This window comes from Halalkalicoccus tibetensis, from assembly GCF_037996645.1.
Classification (GTDB): domain Archaea; phylum Halobacteriota; class Halobacteria; order Halobacteriales; family Halalkalicoccaceae; genus Halalkalicoccus; species Halalkalicoccus tibetensis.
In genome coordinates this window covers 14,122-31,359 of record NZ_JBBMXV010000015.1, presented here as the reverse complement: position 1 = coordinate 31,359, position 17,238 = coordinate 14,122, and the positions used below count along the sequence as shown (strand labels likewise).

Annotated in this window: 17 protein-coding genes; 10 read left to right on the top strand and 7 right to left on the bottom strand. The window is 54.0% G+C overall.

Annotated elements, in window-relative coordinates; translation table 11 throughout:
* Positions 1-153 precede the first annotated feature (153 nt).
* Both WOA58_RS19030 and WOA58_RS19025 read left to right on the top strand, forming a co-directional pair.
* Positions 154-816: a hypothetical protein gene (locus tag WOA58_RS19030; protein ID WP_340605832.1), complete on the top strand. Its 663-nt coding sequence runs from the start codon at positions 154-156 to the stop codon at positions 814-816.
* Positions 817-1,628: 812 nt separating this feature from the next.
* On the top strand, positions 1,629-2,339 hold the full coding sequence (locus WOA58_RS19025) for a hypothetical protein (RefSeq protein WP_340605833.1): 711 nt from the start codon (positions 1,629-1,631) through the stop codon (positions 2,337-2,339).
* A gap of 29 nt (positions 2,340-2,368) precedes the next feature.
* On the opposite strand, the gene WOA58_RS19020 is transcribed toward WOA58_RS19025, so the two are convergent.
* A complete protein-coding gene (locus tag WOA58_RS19020; protein WP_340605834.1) occupies positions 2,369-3,436 on the bottom strand; it encodes a signal peptidase I in 1,068 nt (355 codons plus the stop codon).
* Positions 3,437-3,630: 194 nt separating this feature from the next.
* Here WOA58_RS19020 and WOA58_RS19015 point away from each other — a divergent pair, with 194 nt between their 5' ends.
* The 4 genes from WOA58_RS19015 (at position 3,631) to WOA58_RS19000 (ending at position 6,754) form a co-directional block, all read left to right on the top strand.
* Positions 3,631-4,173 (top strand): DUF7344 domain-containing protein, encoded by a 543-nt coding sequence (locus WOA58_RS19015; RefSeq protein ID WP_340605835.1) that lies wholly within the window; start codon positions 3,631-3,633, stop codon positions 4,171-4,173.
* A 302-nt stretch (positions 4,174-4,475) separates the two neighbouring features.
* Positions 4,476-5,636, top strand: a complete 1,161-nt coding sequence (locus WOA58_RS19010) for a DUF5305 family protein (RefSeq protein WP_340605837.1) — start codon at positions 4,476-4,478, stop codon at positions 5,634-5,636.
* A gap of 247 nt (positions 5,637-5,883) precedes the next feature.
* Positions 5,884-6,354, top strand: a complete 471-nt coding sequence (locus WOA58_RS19005; protein ID WP_340605838.1) for a hypothetical protein — start codon at positions 5,884-5,886, stop codon at positions 6,352-6,354.
* Positions 6,355-6,469: 115 nt separating this feature from the next.
* Positions 6,470-6,754 carry a hypothetical protein gene (locus WOA58_RS19000; protein ID WP_340605840.1) on the top strand — a complete coding sequence of 95 codons (285 nt, stop codon included), beginning with the start codon at positions 6,470-6,472 and terminating at the stop codon, positions 6,752-6,754.
* Positions 6,755-6,936: 182 nt separating this feature from the next.
* Here the strand turns inward: WOA58_RS19000 and WOA58_RS18995 are convergent, their stop codons facing one another.
* Positions 6,937-7,416 (bottom strand): hypothetical protein, encoded by a 480-nt coding sequence (locus tag WOA58_RS18995; RefSeq protein WP_340605842.1) that lies wholly within the window; start codon positions 7,414-7,416, stop codon positions 6,937-6,939.
* A 319-nt stretch (positions 7,417-7,735) separates the two neighbouring features.
* Between WOA58_RS18995 and WOA58_RS18990 the strand changes: the two genes are divergently transcribed.
* From WOA58_RS18990 to WOA58_RS18980, 3 genes are all read left to right on the top strand, one after another.
* The gene (locus tag WOA58_RS18990; RefSeq protein WP_340605843.1) at positions 7,736-7,984 is read left to right on the top strand and encodes a DUF7692 domain-containing protein; all 249 of its coding nucleotides are present in this window, start codon (positions 7,736-7,738) and stop codon (positions 7,982-7,984) included.
* 307 nt (positions 7,985-8,291) lie between these two features.
* Positions 8,292-8,531: a TrmB family transcriptional regulator gene (locus WOA58_RS18985; protein ID WP_340605844.1), complete on the top strand. Its 240-nt coding sequence runs from the start codon at positions 8,292-8,294 to the stop codon at positions 8,529-8,531.
* Between the two features lie 631 nt (positions 8,532-9,162).
* Positions 9,163-9,357: a hypothetical protein gene (locus WOA58_RS18980; RefSeq protein ID WP_340605845.1), complete on the top strand. Its 195-nt coding sequence runs from the start codon at positions 9,163-9,165 to the stop codon at positions 9,355-9,357.
* A gap of 126 nt (positions 9,358-9,483) precedes the next feature.
* Here the strand turns inward: WOA58_RS18980 and WOA58_RS18975 are convergent, their stop codons facing one another.
* From WOA58_RS18975 to WOA58_RS18955, 5 genes are all read right to left on the bottom strand, one after another.
* Positions 9,484-9,831, bottom strand: a complete 348-nt coding sequence (locus WOA58_RS18975; RefSeq protein WP_340605846.1) for a hypothetical protein — start codon at positions 9,829-9,831, stop codon at positions 9,484-9,486.
* A gap of 53 nt (positions 9,832-9,884) precedes the next feature.
* The gene (locus WOA58_RS18970) at positions 9,885-10,739 is read right to left on the bottom strand and encodes an isoaspartyl peptidase/L-asparaginase (RefSeq protein WP_390220994.1); all 855 of its coding nucleotides are present in this window, start codon (positions 10,737-10,739) and stop codon (positions 9,885-9,887) included.
* Positions 10,740-10,942: 203 nt separating this feature from the next.
* Positions 10,943-12,244: a dicarboxylate/amino acid:cation symporter gene (locus WOA58_RS18965; RefSeq protein WP_340605848.1), complete on the bottom strand. Its 1,302-nt coding sequence runs from the start codon at positions 12,242-12,244 to the stop codon at positions 10,943-10,945.
* A 92-nt stretch (positions 12,245-12,336) separates the two neighbouring features.
* A complete protein-coding gene (locus WOA58_RS18960; protein WP_340605850.1) occupies positions 12,337-15,096 on the bottom strand; it encodes a M14 family zinc carboxypeptidase in 2,760 nt (919 codons plus the stop codon).
* A gap of 883 nt (positions 15,097-15,979) precedes the next feature.
* Positions 15,980-16,627 carry a hypothetical protein gene (locus WOA58_RS18955; RefSeq protein WP_340605852.1) on the bottom strand — a complete coding sequence of 216 codons (648 nt, stop codon included), beginning with the start codon at positions 16,625-16,627 and terminating at the stop codon, positions 15,980-15,982.
* A gap of 222 nt (positions 16,628-16,849) precedes the next feature.
* On the opposite strand from WOA58_RS18955, the gene WOA58_RS18950 reads away from it, so the two are divergent.
* Positions 16,850-17,209 (top strand): ribbon-helix-helix protein, CopG family, encoded by a 360-nt coding sequence (locus WOA58_RS18950; RefSeq protein ID WP_340605854.1) that lies wholly within the window; start codon positions 16,850-16,852, stop codon positions 17,207-17,209.
* The last annotated feature ends 29 nt before the right edge of the window (positions 17,210-17,238 follow it).

Sequence of the window (17,238 nt, the reverse complement as noted above, 5' to 3'; positions counted from 1 at the left end):
GGTTGTGAGGTGATACGCAAAGCTACGGAACAATAGAAGCGGAGGGCGGCACCGCGCCGACCCGGACAAGGAACGCGACTTGGCACATCCGTTCTTTGTCCGGGTAGGTGCTTATAGATTGCCCCTCGCGAGCCGTGGCTTTGTCAATCAGCTATGAGCACAACAGCCGACGCTACGGACAGAAGTGCCGTCGAACAGCTCGCCGAAAACGTCGCCGATCTCCAAGAGACGGTCGAGCAGCAAGCGAAGCGGATTGAACAGCAAGCCGAAACGATCGAAAGATTAGAGACAGAGGTTAAAATTCAATCCTCGAACATCGGCGGCGCCCACAATCGGATTAGTGAACTTGACGACGAGGTTTCCCAACTGGAACCCGACTCTGGCCACGAAACCCCAGGGGTAGACGGGGACAAAACGGGGTCGCAGGACAGTCAGACACCGCTTGAACGCATTTGCGGGCTTCCCGAGCATATTGCCGATCGGGAATTGACAGTGAATCAAGAGCGCGCCCGGTTCGTCGCGCGGGACGTGCGCGATTACGCCGAGAAGGTCCCTGCTGGCCTCGTCATCGATAGCCGAGCGATCAAGCGAGTGTTAACCGCCTCGGAAGGAAAGCGTCCACACACTCAAACTGTGGCCCGCGTGATGAACTTCCTCGATGACCTCGGCAAAAAGGATGTCGAGCAAAAGAAGCGGCGCGGGAAGAAGCTCATCGTCATCGATCCAGAGGCCGCCACGAAATATACAGCTCATCACGATCGTTGTGATGGAGAGAGTGGTCCAACCTATGCAGAAGGCGTGATTTCGAGCGGATAACGCCACATCGACAAGAATAGTCCGCGAAAGCGAACCGCGCAAGCAAAGTCGTAGTAGCAGCAGGTGTAGAGGGAATCTTGAGTTTTAGTGGTAGTATGATGAATGAAACCGAAGTTGGTGGTTCTGGCTTCGTGAGCGTATCACAGCACGGTGTGATATGGTAAATACAACAATATCCTTTTCAAGTAGCCAGTTGTTGTACAAGGTTATTTTGGGAGTCTGGTGAAATCAGTATGCTCTCAACAGACGATACAACTGAACCCTACAATGGTTCGTCTGGAACAGGTGCGTGAAGGGGATCGGGACGCTAGCCTCGCACTGCAACCATACGGGTACACCTGGAACGCGGGGTAATGCCTCGATTCCCGGCTTCTGGGACGCTTCAACCCCACGAGGGTACGTCTGGAACATTCTGAATCCGTCGCAGTCGTCGACGTGGCTGACGAGGACACCGATGCCGTTGTTTCGTCAAATGACAAGCCGTAAGGTCTCGACCGCGCCCAGGAGCAAGCGAACGAGCGCGCACAGCCCGGTCACGATAGGGCGGCAGATCGCGCCGCTCGATCCTGCGTTCGGTCCGACCCCGGCCGAGGAGGAACCGGCTCCGGAAGAACCAGCGGACGCTGACGCATCGGACGACCCCGACACGGAGGGGGCTGAAGCGCAATGAGCACAGCTGTCGGCACAGGTGTTTCCGTACGTTACTGAAATACCTAGAAGCTACAGTGCCCAAATGACTATATGACAATATAATTATTCTTCTGAATTAAATATAGACAATATTTATTTGCTCGTATAGATTACATTATAGCATGACAGCTATTTCCTGGCGGATGATCACCGTCTTTGCTCTGGGTATTACTCTCGCAGTTTCAGGGTGTACGGCGTGGAGCGACAGTGAGTCCGAGAGTACCGAGATCGTCGTCGAAGGCGAATCCGACGCCGCGGTCAACCTCGCTGAATCTGAACAACCCGCGGGTGAGATCTCCATCAGCGAACGCCTAGCAGAGAACGACGACGAAGCCGAGTTAACCGAGCCGCCGGACGAAGCCGATGAGACGGAGACTGAGTCAGGTGCTGACGAACCCGACCGGGAGCCCGAACGAGACGATAGCGAACCGGATGTCGAGGATCTCCCCGAAGAAGCCGAGCCGATCGACCCTGAGGAGGGCACTCAGACCCCTATCCCTGAGCAGTATATCCACGAGAATGACGACGACACCGAAACGATCGCGTTCGAACTCCCCATGGCTGACATCGAAAGTGGCGCCGACGATCCCTCGGTGCCTGCTGTGTCCTCCTTACAGGTCGAACAGGGAACGGCCGAAGAAGGTGATCCGGTGGTTCGATTCCACCTCGGAGGAGAACCCGTCGACATACGCTTCGTCGATGTCGACGCGATAGCGGCCGAGGTCGTCGGTTCGAACCTCGTCATGGTGACGGGTGACATCGGCGACGATCCCGCGTTGGTCGTGCAGGCCCAGTCCGATACCGTAGCTTGTGAAACTGGGGAGCAGCAGTAGTACACCGAGTCCGTTTCGAGTTCGGGGATTTATCGGGACCGTGATCGCGTTCTGTAGCGACCGGGTTCGAGGACGAGATACGCAACGAGGGCGGGAATCCCGGCAGCAGTAGCCAGAATAGCGCTTCCTGCGACCAACGGGTGGATGCCGTGAAGCGCGATGAGCAACGATGGCGGGAGGACGATTGGGTAGTGATACTCCGCGAGATGTCTGTAGTAGTAGCCCGTCTCCGGCGGTGCTTCGATCTCGACGGTGACGTCAGCTGAGGTGCGAGCCCCGAGATGGGTTACGGAGCGGTCGACCGCTATCCCTTCGCTTGCCGGTTCGGTGACCACGACCGTCGGAACGACCCCCGTGTTCGGAACCGTATGTGTATCACGGCTAGTTTCGCCCGCTTCGATGACATGGGATGCTGGCGAGTCGCGTTCCGCGCTCACGATCCCGTACTCGTGAACGCCCGACGGGATGGCCATACCCGCCACTAATGGCATCGATACGACGATAACGATCAGAACGACGAGGCGACGACGGGAGAGAACGCCGCGTCGTGAACGGGACCGGGACCGAAAGCGCCGCGTCCGGTCCTCACCACGGAGTATCGTCACAGCGAGAACCACAGCGCCGAGACCGATGAAGAGATACCCCAATCCGGCGGCACCCCCTGGTATCGGTCTCCCCAATAGCTGTGAGAGGACGGCGGACATGCTAGTGAGTATATTTGACATAAACAGCACCATTGTTCCGAGATGTGGTATGACGACGACGGTAGTACCGATCTGCAGGGCAGTCGCGAGTATCTGACCGTCCGTCACTGGGGGTTCCCCTTGGCTCTGGTCGGAAAACGGGTTAGCGTCTCCTTGTGTGATATACCCGTGATCGGTCTCGCCAACGATACGGTGTGTCGTCACCTCACCGCCCTGGACGTTGGTCGCTTCAAACACGATAACGTCACCCTCTTCGACTTCTCCGCTTAGCAAGCCTGGAACGGCGACGAACCCATCCCCTGCATCGATCGTCGGTTCCATGCTCCCTGTTTCGACGAAACCCAGTCCGATCGGCTGCCCTAACAGTCCCCCACCAATCAGTGGCAGCAGCACGACTCCAATGAGACCGAGAAAGGTCCATTTACGTAGACTCAAGGCAACCAATGGAATCTATCCGATAATAATCTTGTACAGACATATATCCTCCGGTATACATACTATCTCTATCATGTAATACAGAATGAAACTCATACAATATATGTCATACAAACTTATTTATCACTCTCGGAGTATTATCCAATGAACAGATGGGAGCGGATGAAACCGAAGACCGATCACTCTCGCAAAACGAGATTTTTCAGGTCCTGAGTAGCCATCGTCGGCAGCGAGTGATAGAGATCTGTGAGCAATCGGTAGAGCCGGTGAGCCTTTCGGACCTCGCACAGGAGATCGCGGCTACCGAGCAGGAAAAGGAAGTCGCCGAACTGACTGGGAAGGAGCGAAAACGGATCTACACCTCCTTACAACAGGTTCACCTCCCGATGATGGCGCGCGCGAACGTCATTGAATATGATGGACGAACAGTCGAACTTACCGAAGACGGCTCGGACATAACGATATATATGGATATCGTGCCCTCCGGTACGGTCTCGTGGGCAGTCTATTACTTCGGGCTGTCTGTGATCAGCACGATAACCCTCATCGGTGTCTACTTCGATGTCTACCCACCGCAGCTCCCAGATATTATATGGGCAGTACTGATCACCGCCGTATTTGGTAGTTCCTCGATCGTCCATCTCTATGTGATCAAACAGTTCTCGATGGGCTGGTTTCCAGTCCAGTTCAAATGATCCGAATCGCTACCCGGTGGAAGCACGACTTCCGAGGGGGTCAATACTTACCGGGGATATCCCGATCGCCGATTCAATCAGGCTGGAGGAACCTGTTCTATCAGATACTACTACAATGAAAATGTCTATATCTATGGACTTATATATAATACATACTTGATAGCTAATCGAGTGAACGAACAGCGAGGTAGATGCAAACAACGGAAGCAGTACGGCAAGATCCGTGTTTCGAGTCGTGAGAGAGCGGATGAGACGATAGACAGGATCACGGATCGCGACCGGTCTCCAGGTGCTCGCTACGAATGAACGATCAAAACGTCTCCGACCCAGAGTTCAAGCTTCGATATTACCTCGACAGGTATTTTACACTCGTCATCGCCGTTTTGCTTGTCTGTCTGCTCATCAGTGGCTGGGTGACGTACGTCGCCTATACTGACCAGCAGACCGAGACGGACGAGGAAACGCTCGCTGTCTACGATTCGACGGTCGACTTCCAGCATTCGGCGACGGCCCCCGAGGACAATCCACTCTATGCTGCCGGCACTGAATTGGAGAATCAGTCGGTCTATTTCTATCGTGCAACACCGGTAGTCGATGGGGAGTTCGTCTATGAATACGAGACTACGGAGCCCACCGACGTCGAGATAGAAACGGATTTAGAGCTAGTCCTTCGTTCGACGGAGGAGATCGATAACGACGACGAAGTGCTTCTCGAACATTGGCGCCAGTCAGAAACGGTTGGTGAAGAGACACTTCAACAAGAGGGGAGTTCTGGTGAACACACGATTCCATTCGGGGTGGCGATCGCGGATCTCGAACACCAGCTGTGGACTATCAACGAGATTCTTCGGACTCCTGAACAGAGACCCGATGACGATCTGGGGAGCCTCCCCGGCGACACAGAAATCGCGGTCGTCGCAACGACATCCGTTACGACAGACCTTGCTGGGGAGGAAATAGAGCGAGAGGAGGTGAATGAACTAGTGATGGATCCCCAAAGTGGGTTGGTCCGTGTCGACGAGAGGACCGAAACCGAGCCAACGGAGGTTATTGAAACATCGACCGACAGTGTCCCGCCGAGTGTTTTCAGTGGTATCGTCATACCGCTACTGGCCCTTGGTTCGCTGGTAGCTGTTGTCGGACTAGCTGTTGTACGTTCACGCGGAAGAGTAGCTCCAGCACCCGATCGCCTACGGCTGTACGAGGAGCAACGGGCACGCAAGCGGTTCGATGACTGGATCTCGACGGGGACGATGCCGGAAGAGCATCTGCAGTTGCCGACCACGACTGTCAACTCACTCGCGGATCTCGTCGATGCGGCGATCGATACGAACAGTCGTGTAATTGAGGATGAGCAGTTGCCAGTCTACCACTTCGTGAACGGTTCGACACGATACGTATACACACCACCGACGCATCTGACGACCGAGTCGAGTCCTACAGAGGGTGAGGTGGAGGACTGATTTCTTCATTCAGCTGATTGCAGATACGTCGTAGTCATCATATCTATATTTTGCAATACGTTGATCGGTCGAATAGCATTTTCAGGGTGTCCCTGAAGGGGTTCAGGGTCTGCCAGAAAAAAGTCAGGCACCTTGATACTATGTGGGTAGCGCTCTATTACTAATATAACCGTGGTAGGATCCCTACCGCGTAAACTACCATATAATGAACCGACGAAATGTACTAATTGGCTTAGGTGGAATGAGTGTGGGAAGCGGCGTACTGTTCGGCACGGGGGCGTTTGCGAGCACGGATGCGGATCGTAGTGTCTCTATCGCGATCGCGGGCGACGCGAGCGCATATCTGGGTATCGAAGGGCACCCCGACTATACTGGGACTGAGGTCGCTGGTGGTGTCGAGGTCGTGACCCTCGAAATGGGTGAGCTCGACGGAGCAGACGGTGAAGGGGTCAATCAGCGGGCAACGACGACGATCGATGAGATCCTCACGTTCACGAACCAATCGGCGAACGATATCGACATCGAGATCGACAGCGATGTCGATGAGATCTCGTTCGACCCATCGTCCTTCAGCGGTCTCTCGCCGGGGAGTTCCGAATCGACCGGCATCACGATCGATACCACGGATGAGCCGGAAGAAGATCTCACTGGTGATCTCACCATCAACGCGACCCTCGCAGGAGACGGTGGCGACGGTGGCGGCGAAGACGGCGACTGATCGAACTGAGCGACTGACTCGATAGGCCGCCCGAAGTATATCGGCAGGGCGGTTTTTAGCACAAGAAACTACTCTTAGCGGAGCACGCCGAACGATATATCACGAGATTCAAAGAATGGCATCCGACCGGCACCTAAGTGACGCTGACAGCGAGCGCACGTCTCCAAGCCGTGAGGAACGTGTCGCTGCTGCTCGAACCGTCGTCTATGGTGATGACGAGGAACTCATCACTGCTGAGGAACTCGATTCAGCCCTTGAGGAGTACGGTGTTGGTATCGGTGAAAGCGAGGATGGGCTCCCAGAGTACCTGGATGTCCCTCGGGAGCTGTCGCTCTCGGCGTGTCACATGGCGGTCGACCTTCGTCGTGATCCGGCAGAATTTATCGCACCGCGTGCCTAAACAGGCCTTCTCCCCTTTCCTCAAATAAGAGCGCGATATGTAGCACCGGTACTGGGTGAGATTCCTTTTCTTATACAAGAATTTGTAAGCTCGACGAGCCCGATAGGGACGACGAGTAACGACCTTGTTCAACATCGGCGATTCGAGACGACGTGTTGAACAAGGTGGCGAAGACTGGGGATCTAACGCCGGGTCTCGTCGATCGGCTCGGTCGACATCCGCTCGCAACGCCAATAGTGGTCTCCGTCGCGTAGCTCGTCCTCGCCGTCGAGTTCGCTCTCGCGCAGCGTGATGCTAAAGTCGAACCTCGCATGCGCCCGTCCGTCGTCGGAATACGGGACCTCAAGCCAGATGTTCGTGAGGATAATCTGGAACCGCTGATCCGGCGTTAGTGGCGCGTCATATCGGAGCCTCTTTTGGAACCGAACGCCGTCGCCGCGGCGGTTGGTGAGACTTTCGGCGTCGACCTGTTCGTACTGGTCCCAATCGTGTTTATTGAAACGTCGGTCCGCGACCACGTCCATGAACGCCGGTCGCTCGTCGACGTAGTACGCCTCTCGATAGTCAAACGCGGGTTGAATCGCAAGGACGGACATGAGCGCGTCCTCGGGTGTTCGGCCGTAAGCTACGTCGAGGTCGACGCCAGCGGTGATTTTTTCCATCTGACGATCCCTCTCCTGCCGTCCACTAAACGTTATCGCGCGACGGTCTCGGATGTGTCGGCCGGTCGACAGTACCGCACAGTTGTACATGAGATCTCTCCCCCGCGCCCCCCGCCCCCCACGGGGTTACACAGGCGAAGATCCGCAACCACGGTTTTGTACATCAACTCGCGAATCCGATGTGCAACTTCCGACGCTGACCGTCCCAATTCACTCCAACGTCACAATCAGATGATTCGAAGAGAGGTTATCGGGCCTGGTTGAGGCAGTTAGTACCTCGATCTAAGCCACTTTCCGAGATCGATGTGCAAAATGAACCATGCGGATAAACACTGACGGGAAGTATGCCTGGCGCACTGATCTCTACGACCGCGTCGGCGAACAATTGGGGGAGAACACGCGTTCGGGGGCGATTGACGCTAGTTGTAAGTTTACCCACGAAATGCTCGCGAACCTCGAAGCCGCCACCGACCACTCGGATATGACCGAGGACCTAGCCCGAACGTTGTCGACGAGTTCGGTCGAGATCGAGTACCGAATCGAGTCGGGGGTAAGAATAAAGGACTAATCTGATTCTCGCGATGCGGCCGAGCGCATCAAGAACGCGACGCCGTTCGATCCGTTCGCCCGTTAGGCACACGCCGATAGATGCAACTCTGGCGGACACTACCGACGTATTTGATAGGGACGTTAGCTGTGCCTGAGTGGGATTACAGTACTCCATGCGTGGATTTTGGATCGTGGGCTTGGGATCGTAGTAGTCGACTCTCCCTCTCCGGCACCGTGTTAATATAAGACATATACACAAATTAATATCATTAAGTGTTTATGGGTGAGCTTTATATATCCAATCAGCGTTGATTCGGGTACACACAATGAGCCCGGAACTACTCACCCAGAAGGCAACCGCGACCAACGACCCACTCCCTGCTGAACTCGACTCAGGAAATTCCAAACTCGTCTACCTGTATCTCAGTATCGTCGAGGAAGCAACAGTCGACGACCTCCAAGCGGCACTGGACATCCAGCAGCTCACGTTGTTCCCCACGCTGAGAACGCTTGAAGGCGAGGATCTCATCGAGCGCACCGGTGAGACAGTTACGATCGCCGCCTAACAGGACTTCTTCCAGTACTCGATTCTCTGTTCGATTCTTCTGTCTCGTTCGATAGTCTCGTCGCACCCTGGTATTCACTCTGCTGAGCAGGACTCGAACGAAGAGTGATTTCTCACTCTTTGCTTTTGATTAGCAATAGCTTCGTGAGAGATGGTCTCAATATATCACAAAAGATCTTTATTTATATCCGAGTTAATAAATGGTGATGACGCCTGCATTCCTCGGTCTCAACAAGATGGAGCACCGGCAGAGAATCAACCACGAGAGCGATGACGTACCGACTCGTTTTTTCTGAAGCGCGCCGAGCACTTCCTCTTTCGTAGTAGCCAGGTACTTTCCGGCAGCATTAGCACTACTCTTGTCAGCACGGAAAGCACAGTTCCCGCTCGAGACAAAGCTAAGTCGTGCCAGATTGTAACATAACTTGGGGTGGCGGCCCTAGTACCCCCGCCACCTAGATTGCTGACCTCTCCGGTCCAGAGATGTGTTCCAGGTGAGAATCGAGCCTGATTTTGAATATGTGTACCAAGGAGATTGTTCGCAATCGCCAGCATGCGTCGGGGTTAAGGTTTGAGCGCGCGTTCGAATCGGGCGAACACTTTTGATTAGAGCTTGAAGAGGAGCTTAACCGATGAGCAGCGACGACGACCGCGGGGCGCCCCGATCCCGTGACGAGATACGTGAAAAGCTGCGGGAATTAAAGGCGGAGAAAAGCGCGCATACGGACCTCCTAGATCGCAGGAAGCCTTGTGCAACACTCGCCTTTCACGAGCGTCGATGTGCACAAGGTAAGGTGGCGGCCCAAGTACTCGAAAGCGCCCTTTGAAAAATCTCAATATACTAATACGAAGTGTGGCTTCGCAGAACAAGTTCTAATAGTTCCCCAATTAATCCGAGAAATAGCTACCTATGAATAAAAATAAGAAGATAGTCCCGACTGCCACGGCCATGTTCATGTCCCAAAAAGATCTTTCAGACCATGGGTCTGGAGCTTGTCAAAATAGCCGAGGAGCATACCCACTGCGACGATCAGAACAAAGAAAATGATTGCATCTACAGCCATCCCTAAGCTAGCGGTCTCTATTATTGGTTGAAATACGTTTCTTATACCAAGGAAAGATAACAAGAGGAAGAGATAGCCTATGCTAATGAGAAATCCTCCAAGAATATTCTTCTGAGTCAGTTCTCCTTTATCGTCTAGTACATATCTGGTAACGGCAATCCAAATAGGAACTAGCAATATCAGAGCCTCAAACAATCTGAGGGCGGCGAGACGTACTTTCAATGTGAGTGTAGGCACGAGGTCATGCGTCGCCAGGATCTCATCGTCGGCCCTTCACTACGCTTGTTTGTCTACTCCTCGGTACTCTGACTTGTCTGCATCGCGTCGCTATTGAATGTAATTCCTGTATCGCCGTCAGCATCGAGTACGATAATCCCGGCAGTAGAATCGGTGAGATCAACAAACTCTTCAAGAGCAGTCTCAGCTGCTGATTGCGCCGACTCACCATCCTCTAACAGTCCGGCAGTGCGCTGTGAGAGCGTTGTCCTGATGATGTCCTCGCCTGTGCCTGTAACGCTCACTCCGCCAGCGTCGGTACAGTAAAACCCACTCCCTGCCTGTGGGACATCACCGACCCGCCCCGCAATCGCATACGAGAGGCCGCCAGTCGAGGTTGCGGCGGCCAACTCGTCACCAGAACGGGCAACCGCACCGACCGTCCCTGCACCGCCGAAGACTTCATTGACCCATTCAAGCTGCTCAAAGGCGTCACCATCTGGTGGGTCAAGTTCTTCGAACTCTTCAAGACCGTCCTCGGTCGTGAGCGTAACGTTTGTATCGATTCCAAAGCCAGCCGCAACTTCGGCGGCAAATTCACCACGAACGAGTACATGGGGCGTTTCTTCCATAATGACGCGAGCAGCGCGAGTAGCTTCGGATACACCTGGCACCGATGCAACGGCACCGATCTCGAGATCGCTCAACATGATACCGGCGTCGGTTCGCACTTGGCCGTCGCTCTGGATCGCACCACCGACTCCGGCATTGAACATTGGCGACTCTTCAAGAACACAGAGAGCACTCACTACAGCATCAAGCGGCGTCTCCTGTGCGGCTCCGTGTTCGACTGCGTCGTCAAGAACGGCTTGTCGCGGCTCAGGCTCATCCGGGACACCGCCCGCACCACCGTGGAGGATAATCTCGATGTCGTTTTCTACTTCGTCGTTCGCTGCCGCGGGTCCAGAGATGGCCCCGCCTGCGACGACTGCTGCACCAGTGGTCTGGATGAATTTTCGTCGGTCCATGACAACAATACCCATTCGAGGGAGGATAATAATCATTTTCAAATATAGGATTAAAAACTATTTTCAGAAAATATTAGATAGTGTGCTTCCGATTGGATTGGGAATCAGTCGCCCGTCGGGACGCCGATTTCGGTGCCATCCCAGACGCCCGCACCGAAATCGACCGCGCCGTTCCAGTGGCCGACGACGGTCGCGACCGCCAGATCGCCCGAGATGTTCACCATCGTCCGCAGCCGGTCGAGGATCGGATCGACACCGGCGACGAACCCGACCACCTCGAGGGGCAGGCCCAACTGGGTCAACACGAGCGTCAGCATGATCAGGCCCGTTCCCGGGACACCTGCTGAACCGATGCTTGCGAGCACCGCAATCCCGACTACCATCAGTTGTTCGGTTATAGACAGCGAGACGCCGACGAGGTTCGCCGCGAATATCGCAGCCACGCCCTGATACATCGCGGTCCCGTCCATGTTGATCGTCGCGCCAAGCGGCAGGGAAAAGCCATACACCCCCTCGTTGATCCTGAGGTTATCTTCGGCGTTCGACATTGTCACCGGCAGTGTGCCGGCGCTCGACCGGATGCTGAGTGCCGTGATCAGTGCCTCCTTCGAGCCGACGAGAAACGCGATCGGCGACTGTTGAGTCAGAAGCATGATCAGCCCGCCGAGATGGGTGATGGCGATGTGGATCAGACACGCGACCAGCATCGCCCCGATCAGCAGCCCAAACGAGACGAGCGCGTCCGGGCCCGCTTCACCGAAGACCGCAGCCATGAGCGCGAAGACGCCAATCACACCGTATTCCATGATTCCCCAGACAATCTTGAATAGTGCTTCTGAAGCAGTCTCCATGATATTGAAGATCGTTTCGGCACCCTCGCGGATCTGGGGATCGTCCGTCGCGTCACGCAGAAGTGCAAGTGCGAGGCCGAAAACGAGCGCGAAAAACATCGTCGCTAAGACGTCGCCTTCGGCCATCGCTCCGATCGGTTCTTCGGGAACGATCCCGAGCAAGACCTCAATGATACCCGGCGTCGCCTCGGTATCGACCTCTGCCTCGGTCAGCGTCAGTCCTTGACCGGGATTAACGACATTTGCGACCGTTAGTCCGATGAAGACGGCAATTGACGAAGTAATCGCATAGAGGACGACAACTTGGCCCCCGACCTTTCCAAGAGTCGTGGGATCAAGTTGGCGAATCCCCATGATGAGGGTGAAGACAACGATCGGAATGACGATCATCGAAAGCAGTTGGACGAAGAGATCGCCCAGTGGTTGTAAGACGGTCGCGGGTTCGCCGACGATCAGCCCGACGAGCGAGCCCAGAACGAACGCCGCCCCGATCCGGTAAACGATCGGAATCGACCGATATTGGGTCCACAAATTCATACTGGTACTAGTTCCCATTGACCAAACCACCTGAGGCAACCATTAAATAACTTCGTATTGACATACTGTTAGTATCCTACGGCTGATAAAATCGATCGCAGAGGGAGTCGTTACGGCTCTGCGTCCCGTTCCTCTGGGTTGTCCCAGACGTCGATTTCTTCGCCGTCGACGATTCGCTGTTGGTCGTAGCCGAGTGCATTCATCAAGACTTGGTGCCCGAGGAGCTCGAGACCGTAATTAACCATCCCGAATGGATGCAGGTTATTCTGGAGTGCTGGCGGTAGGACACTACTAATAACGTGAATTCCGGTCTCCTCGCCATCGTGTTCGAGTGCGCCAACGGACACCTGATGATCAGTCGTCGCAGCGACGGTTCCACCAGCTCCTTCGAAGGCATCGGCGTCTACGAGTGTCATCGGGGCCTCGATATTCGGCGAGGCATAGCCCAATCCGGCGACGTTCCACATTTCGCGCTGGACAGGGCGAATGCCCTCCATCAGGCGATGATCGAGATTCTTCCCGTCAGAGGGAAGCTCATCGTCAGGATCGTCCTCGTCGGGATCATCATCGAGCAGAGCGAACTGACGCTCGATTGATTCGATATCATCGTCAGCGACGCCCGCTGCGAGATCGCTTTCAAGATGGCCGAGCAGTTGGACGCCTCGATCAGTCAACACGAGATTCCCTCCGGTATCGACGAACTCGTCAAGTTGATCGAGACACTGCTGATCGTCAGCAGGCTCGTCATGGTTGATGACGACGTTATCGTAGGCGTCTCCATCGTCCAGCGCGCCATCGGTAACATCGTCGACGCTAACAATATCGAGGTCAGCATCAGCAAAGAACTCGGCATTGTCCTCGAAGTACTGCATTGGCGTCACTTCGTATTCAGCTTGGGTGAATCCCAACACTTCCTCCGGATCGGGAGCGAGGACACCATCGACATCCTCCTCATTTTCTTCCAGGAGAAGCTGCTGTGAGCTCACCGTTACCTCGTTTTCATCATCGGATCGGTTCTCAATATCGACCGACCACTCGCCTGCCGCCGGATTGGTGACATTCCATTCAGCCTCCCGCTCCATCTCCTCAGTTGACTCGTAGGTTTCGACCGCCTCACCATCGGGATCGATCAGTGTAGCGGTAACTGGCCCGTCATGTTCGACGGTGACAGAGATCTGCCCAGCATCTCCGGACACATCGAACGAAACGACGTCAGTCTCGTCACTCTCCAGCGTCGATGAAGACGATGTGAACGTCTGTTCTGTGTCAGCGAAGACGAGATCGTCTGAAGACCGGGTGAGCGTTTCGCTAGCCACGTATGCAGTCGAACGTCCATCGGTTTCGATGGTGGCCTCGACATTGGATGTGCCGTGGTCGATGTACCCACGGACGACGGCCTGGTAAGTGTCGACCGCGAGGTTCGTGAAGTCGTGACGATAGTCCATTCTACCCTCACCGGAATATTGCAGGAATTCGACTGTGTTGCCCTTCACACCAAGCCCACTAAACTCCTGAAGTCCCCCAACGAAACTCCGAAAGCCACCAGTAGTGGTGTACCCGAGCGTATCAACAGAAGATCCGTCTCGGAATATGAGTTCGGGTGCCACATCCTCCGCTTCGAGCTCGTCGTCGTCTTGGGCGAAGCGCTCGACACCGTCGAAGAGTGCGTCTCTATGGTCCTCGATCGGTCCGAGTTCTTCACGCACGTACTCACCAACCACGCGTGTCATTTCATCAGCATCGTGCAGCTCTTGATGATCGAATTGGTTGCTGTTCTGGGTTAGCGTGTAGTACAACGGACGTGATTCAACGGGTTCTTCGGACCAGCCCATACCATGGAGGTCTGCGACTGTTTCGATGTTGTTGTACGTCCGAAGGTGGTTGGTGACGGCCAATGTGTCCGGAACGTGATCGAGAATGTCCTCAGGGACATCATCGTCAATCTCGGTAGGTTGGTCGTCTTCGAGATTTGCACCCCATGCTTCGCCGGGATAGTGGTCGGGGTCAATCCACCCTTCCGTCGGGAACCCGCGGTTCTGATCGACGCCAGCAGCGTTCTCACGTCCGAACTCGTTTTCGACGCCAATATATTGTGGCTCACGGCGGACCCATCCATCAGGGTTTGTGAGGACAAAAACAACAACGATATCGTCAAGCCATTTGTCCATGTCGGGCTCGTCTCTAACTAGTGTTTGCTCGACAAGGCGGAGAAATCCTTCACGACCATAGGGTTCGTCACTGTGAATCGAGATCGAAAATACACACTTCCGTTTTTCTTTAAACGAATCGCTATCCTCAATATTATTTGTCAATTCACCGAACCACATATCCTGTGGATCAGTCTCGCCTTCGAGAAGGTTATGATAACCGGGGGTCTCACCAACCCTAAATATGTTGAGGCGGTCACTATGCTGGTCCTCGAGGTATCGTAGTCCTTCAACTGCCTCGTCAAATGAGATATACTCGATACTCTCCTCAACCGATGGAAACACTCCATCCTCGTAGTTATCGAGCTTCCAGAAGGGGTTCGCACCGGGTGAGAATTCCACCTGTTCGATCTCATCAAGTTCGAGGACATCCGACGCTTGGAACGGTGTCACACCTATGTGTGCGGCTGGTTGGGGATCGGTCGTCTGTTCGATATCAACCGGCTCGGTTTCATCATCACCGATATCCTGCTCGAGCCCGAGATCCTCAAGCGCGTCAAAGCCGGCTTCGCTCTCAAATAGTACTAGCGTTTGGATTACGTAGTCGCCCTCAACGTGGTTGCGAATAAAGTCATACAGCTCGGTTGCCTTCTCTGATTCATGATCCGCGACTGCGTGGCCCGGCAACGCAAGCGCACCAGCGGTAACTGCTGAGAGCTGCATGAACTGTCGTCGGTCGATCGGACTGTCCTGAAACCGCGCTGAACCGTCGCCAGATTGGTTTTCTGGTCGGTCCGCCGTCGATTGCGTTTTGTTTCGGTCTGTCATGGTTACACATGGTAGATGTTATCTACCGACAGGATTTGCTCCTGCAACCATAAAATAATTACCTAAAATAATTTGGTATTAAGTGTATTATATTATAGTACTAAATTATAGTAACAGTAATAGATTGGGGAGAGTACTATTTTACTAGCTGATATTAAGAGTATATAAATGCCTCACTTGGTAATATACGAGTAGATAATGCATTTGTGCTATAGCATCGCTTCTTCTTTATAACTAATAATATTTTAGAATGGTATTAATTCAAACAGTCGATGCTAGAGGCTACTTCTACAGACAAAGAGAGTTTATTCTCGTGATTCCAATGCTGCAAAGCATACCCTATGACTCTATATGTTCTTAGAAAGACGTTCTCATGTGTTCTGTAGATAGGATTTTTCTATACAGTCAGACTCAGGAGTGGCCGTTTCAGCCGATGCCCAGAAGTCAATCTATCACCGTCAACGAACCGTTCTTGATTATATTCCAAGAGGTTCGTAACGATTGTGTACCCTTGGAACGAGATCGTCAGACGACGGCAGCTTTAATCGCTCGCTGGTGACGCCTTGTGCAACAATCGATGTCCGCAGAAGATTACGGTTGCACAAGGTGACGTATACCCAATCACACTGTGCTGTGATACGCTTGCAGAGCCAGAGCTACTGGCTTCGGTTTCATCTACAATACTACTACTGTAATCGAGAAGCTCCCTTCATACCTGCTGCTACTACGGCCTTGCTTACGTGGCTCGCTTTCGCGGACTATTCTTGTCGGTGTGACGTTATCCGCTCGAGATCACGCCTTCCGCATGGGTTGGACCACCCTCCCCATCACAACGATCGTGATGAGCTGTATATCTCGTGGCAGCCTCCGGATCGATGACGATGAGCTTCTTCCCGCGACGCTTCTTCTGCTGGACATCCTCTTTGCCGAGGTCATCGAGGAAGTTCATGACGCGGGCCACAGTCTGAGTATGTGGACGCTTTCCTTCCGAGGCGGTTAACACTCGCTTGATCGCTCGGCTATCGATGACGAGGCCAGCAGGGGCCTTCTCGGCATAATCCTGGATGTCACGAGCGATGAACCGTGCGCGTTCTTGGTTGGTGGTGAGCTCGCGATCGGCAACGTGCTCCGGGAGAGTGCAGATGCGCTCCAGTGGTGTCTCCGAGTTCTTCGAGGGGTCTTTCTCGGTGTCAACCCCGGGGGTAGTATCTTCAGAAGGGGCGTCCGTCTGTTGGTTTTCGACCTCAGCAATCTTCTGGCGGATCTCTGCCTTATCGCGCTCGTTGTGAGCGCGGTAGTCGGCCAATTCGGTTTCGAGCTCGTTGATCCGGTCGGCTTGCTGCTCGACGGTGTCTCGCAGGTCTTCGACGGTCTGTATGAGCTGTTCAACGGTGCGACTGTCTGTAGCGTCGGCTGTTGCGGTCATGGCTGTCTGAGCAAAGCCACGGCTCTTGACAGGGCAAACTATATGCCGTGTCAGCCAGAAGGGACAGTTGTTCTACGACGGCCCCTTTCCGGCCTTTTTGTTTCCGTAGCTTTGCGTGTTATCTCACATGCCCCTGACTTAAAGCCCAGTGACAATGTGATATCATTTGTCAGACGGACAGCTGACGTATTGCTAAGTGAACACGGACATGTTCCTCATGCAATGAAGAATATCACTGTCCGGCTCGACGAGGAACTCATCGATGAACTTGAGTTAGAAGCTGATGAACACGGCGTATCGCGTAGTGAATACATTCGCAACACTCTTGTAACACGTGATGAACACGACGACACACGCGATGAATACGAGCAAGAGATCACCGATCTCAAAGAGCGAATTAACGAGCTTGAGACGGAAAATGAGAGAATGCGAAATGAGAAGCGGCTTATTCTCGAACAGCGCGAAGAAAATACTGAACTTGTTGAGTACGTCCAAGAAGAGCGGGAGCTGCAACAGCGGCGCGAGGAACGTCTGGATGCCCCTGTGTGGCGACGAGCGAAATGGTGGCTCGTTGGGCGGTGATTTAACGTCCAAATTAATCGCTCGTCTGA

Coding starts and splice junctions, on each gene's coding strand:
- WOA58_RS19030 (WP_340605832.1), top strand. CDS start 154: ATGAGCACAACAGCCGACGCTACGGACAGAAGTGCCGTCGAACAGCTC.
- WOA58_RS19025 (WP_340605833.1), top strand. CDS start 1,629: ATGACAGCTATTTCCTGGCGGATGATCACCGTCTTTGCTCTGGGTATT.
- WOA58_RS19015 (WP_340605835.1), top strand. CDS start 3,631: ATGGGAGCGGATGAAACCGAAGACCGATCACTCTCGCAAAACGAGATT.
- WOA58_RS19010 (WP_340605837.1), top strand. CDS start 4,476: ATGAACGATCAAAACGTCTCCGACCCAGAGTTCAAGCTTCGATATTAC.
- WOA58_RS19000 (WP_340605840.1), top strand. CDS start 6,470: ATGGCATCCGACCGGCACCTAAGTGACGCTGACAGCGAGCGCACGTCT.
- WOA58_RS18995 (WP_340605842.1), bottom strand. CDS start 7,416: ATGGAAAAAATCACCGCTGGCGTCGACCTCGACGTAGCTTACGGCCGA.
- WOA58_RS18990 (WP_340605843.1), top strand. CDS start 7,736: ATGCGGATAAACACTGACGGGAAGTATGCCTGGCGCACTGATCTCTAC.
- WOA58_RS18985 (WP_340605844.1), top strand. CDS start 8,292: ATGAGCCCGGAACTACTCACCCAGAAGGCAACCGCGACCAACGACCCA.
- WOA58_RS18980 (WP_340605845.1), top strand. CDS start 9,163: ATGAGCAGCGACGACGACCGCGGGGCGCCCCGATCCCGTGACGAGATA.
- WOA58_RS18965 (WP_340605848.1), bottom strand. CDS start 12,244: ATGGGAACTAGTACCAGTATGAATTTGTGGACCCAATATCGGTCGATT.
- WOA58_RS18960 (WP_340605850.1), bottom strand. CDS start 15,096: ATGCAGCTCTCAGCAGTTACCGCTGGTGCGCTTGCGTTGCCGGGCCAC.
- WOA58_RS18955 (WP_340605852.1), bottom strand. CDS start 16,627: ATGACCGCAACAGCCGACGCTACAGACAGTCGCACCGTTGAACAGCTC.
- WOA58_RS18950 (WP_340605854.1), top strand. CDS start 16,850: ATGAAGAATATCACTGTCCGGCTCGACGAGGAACTCATCGATGAACTT.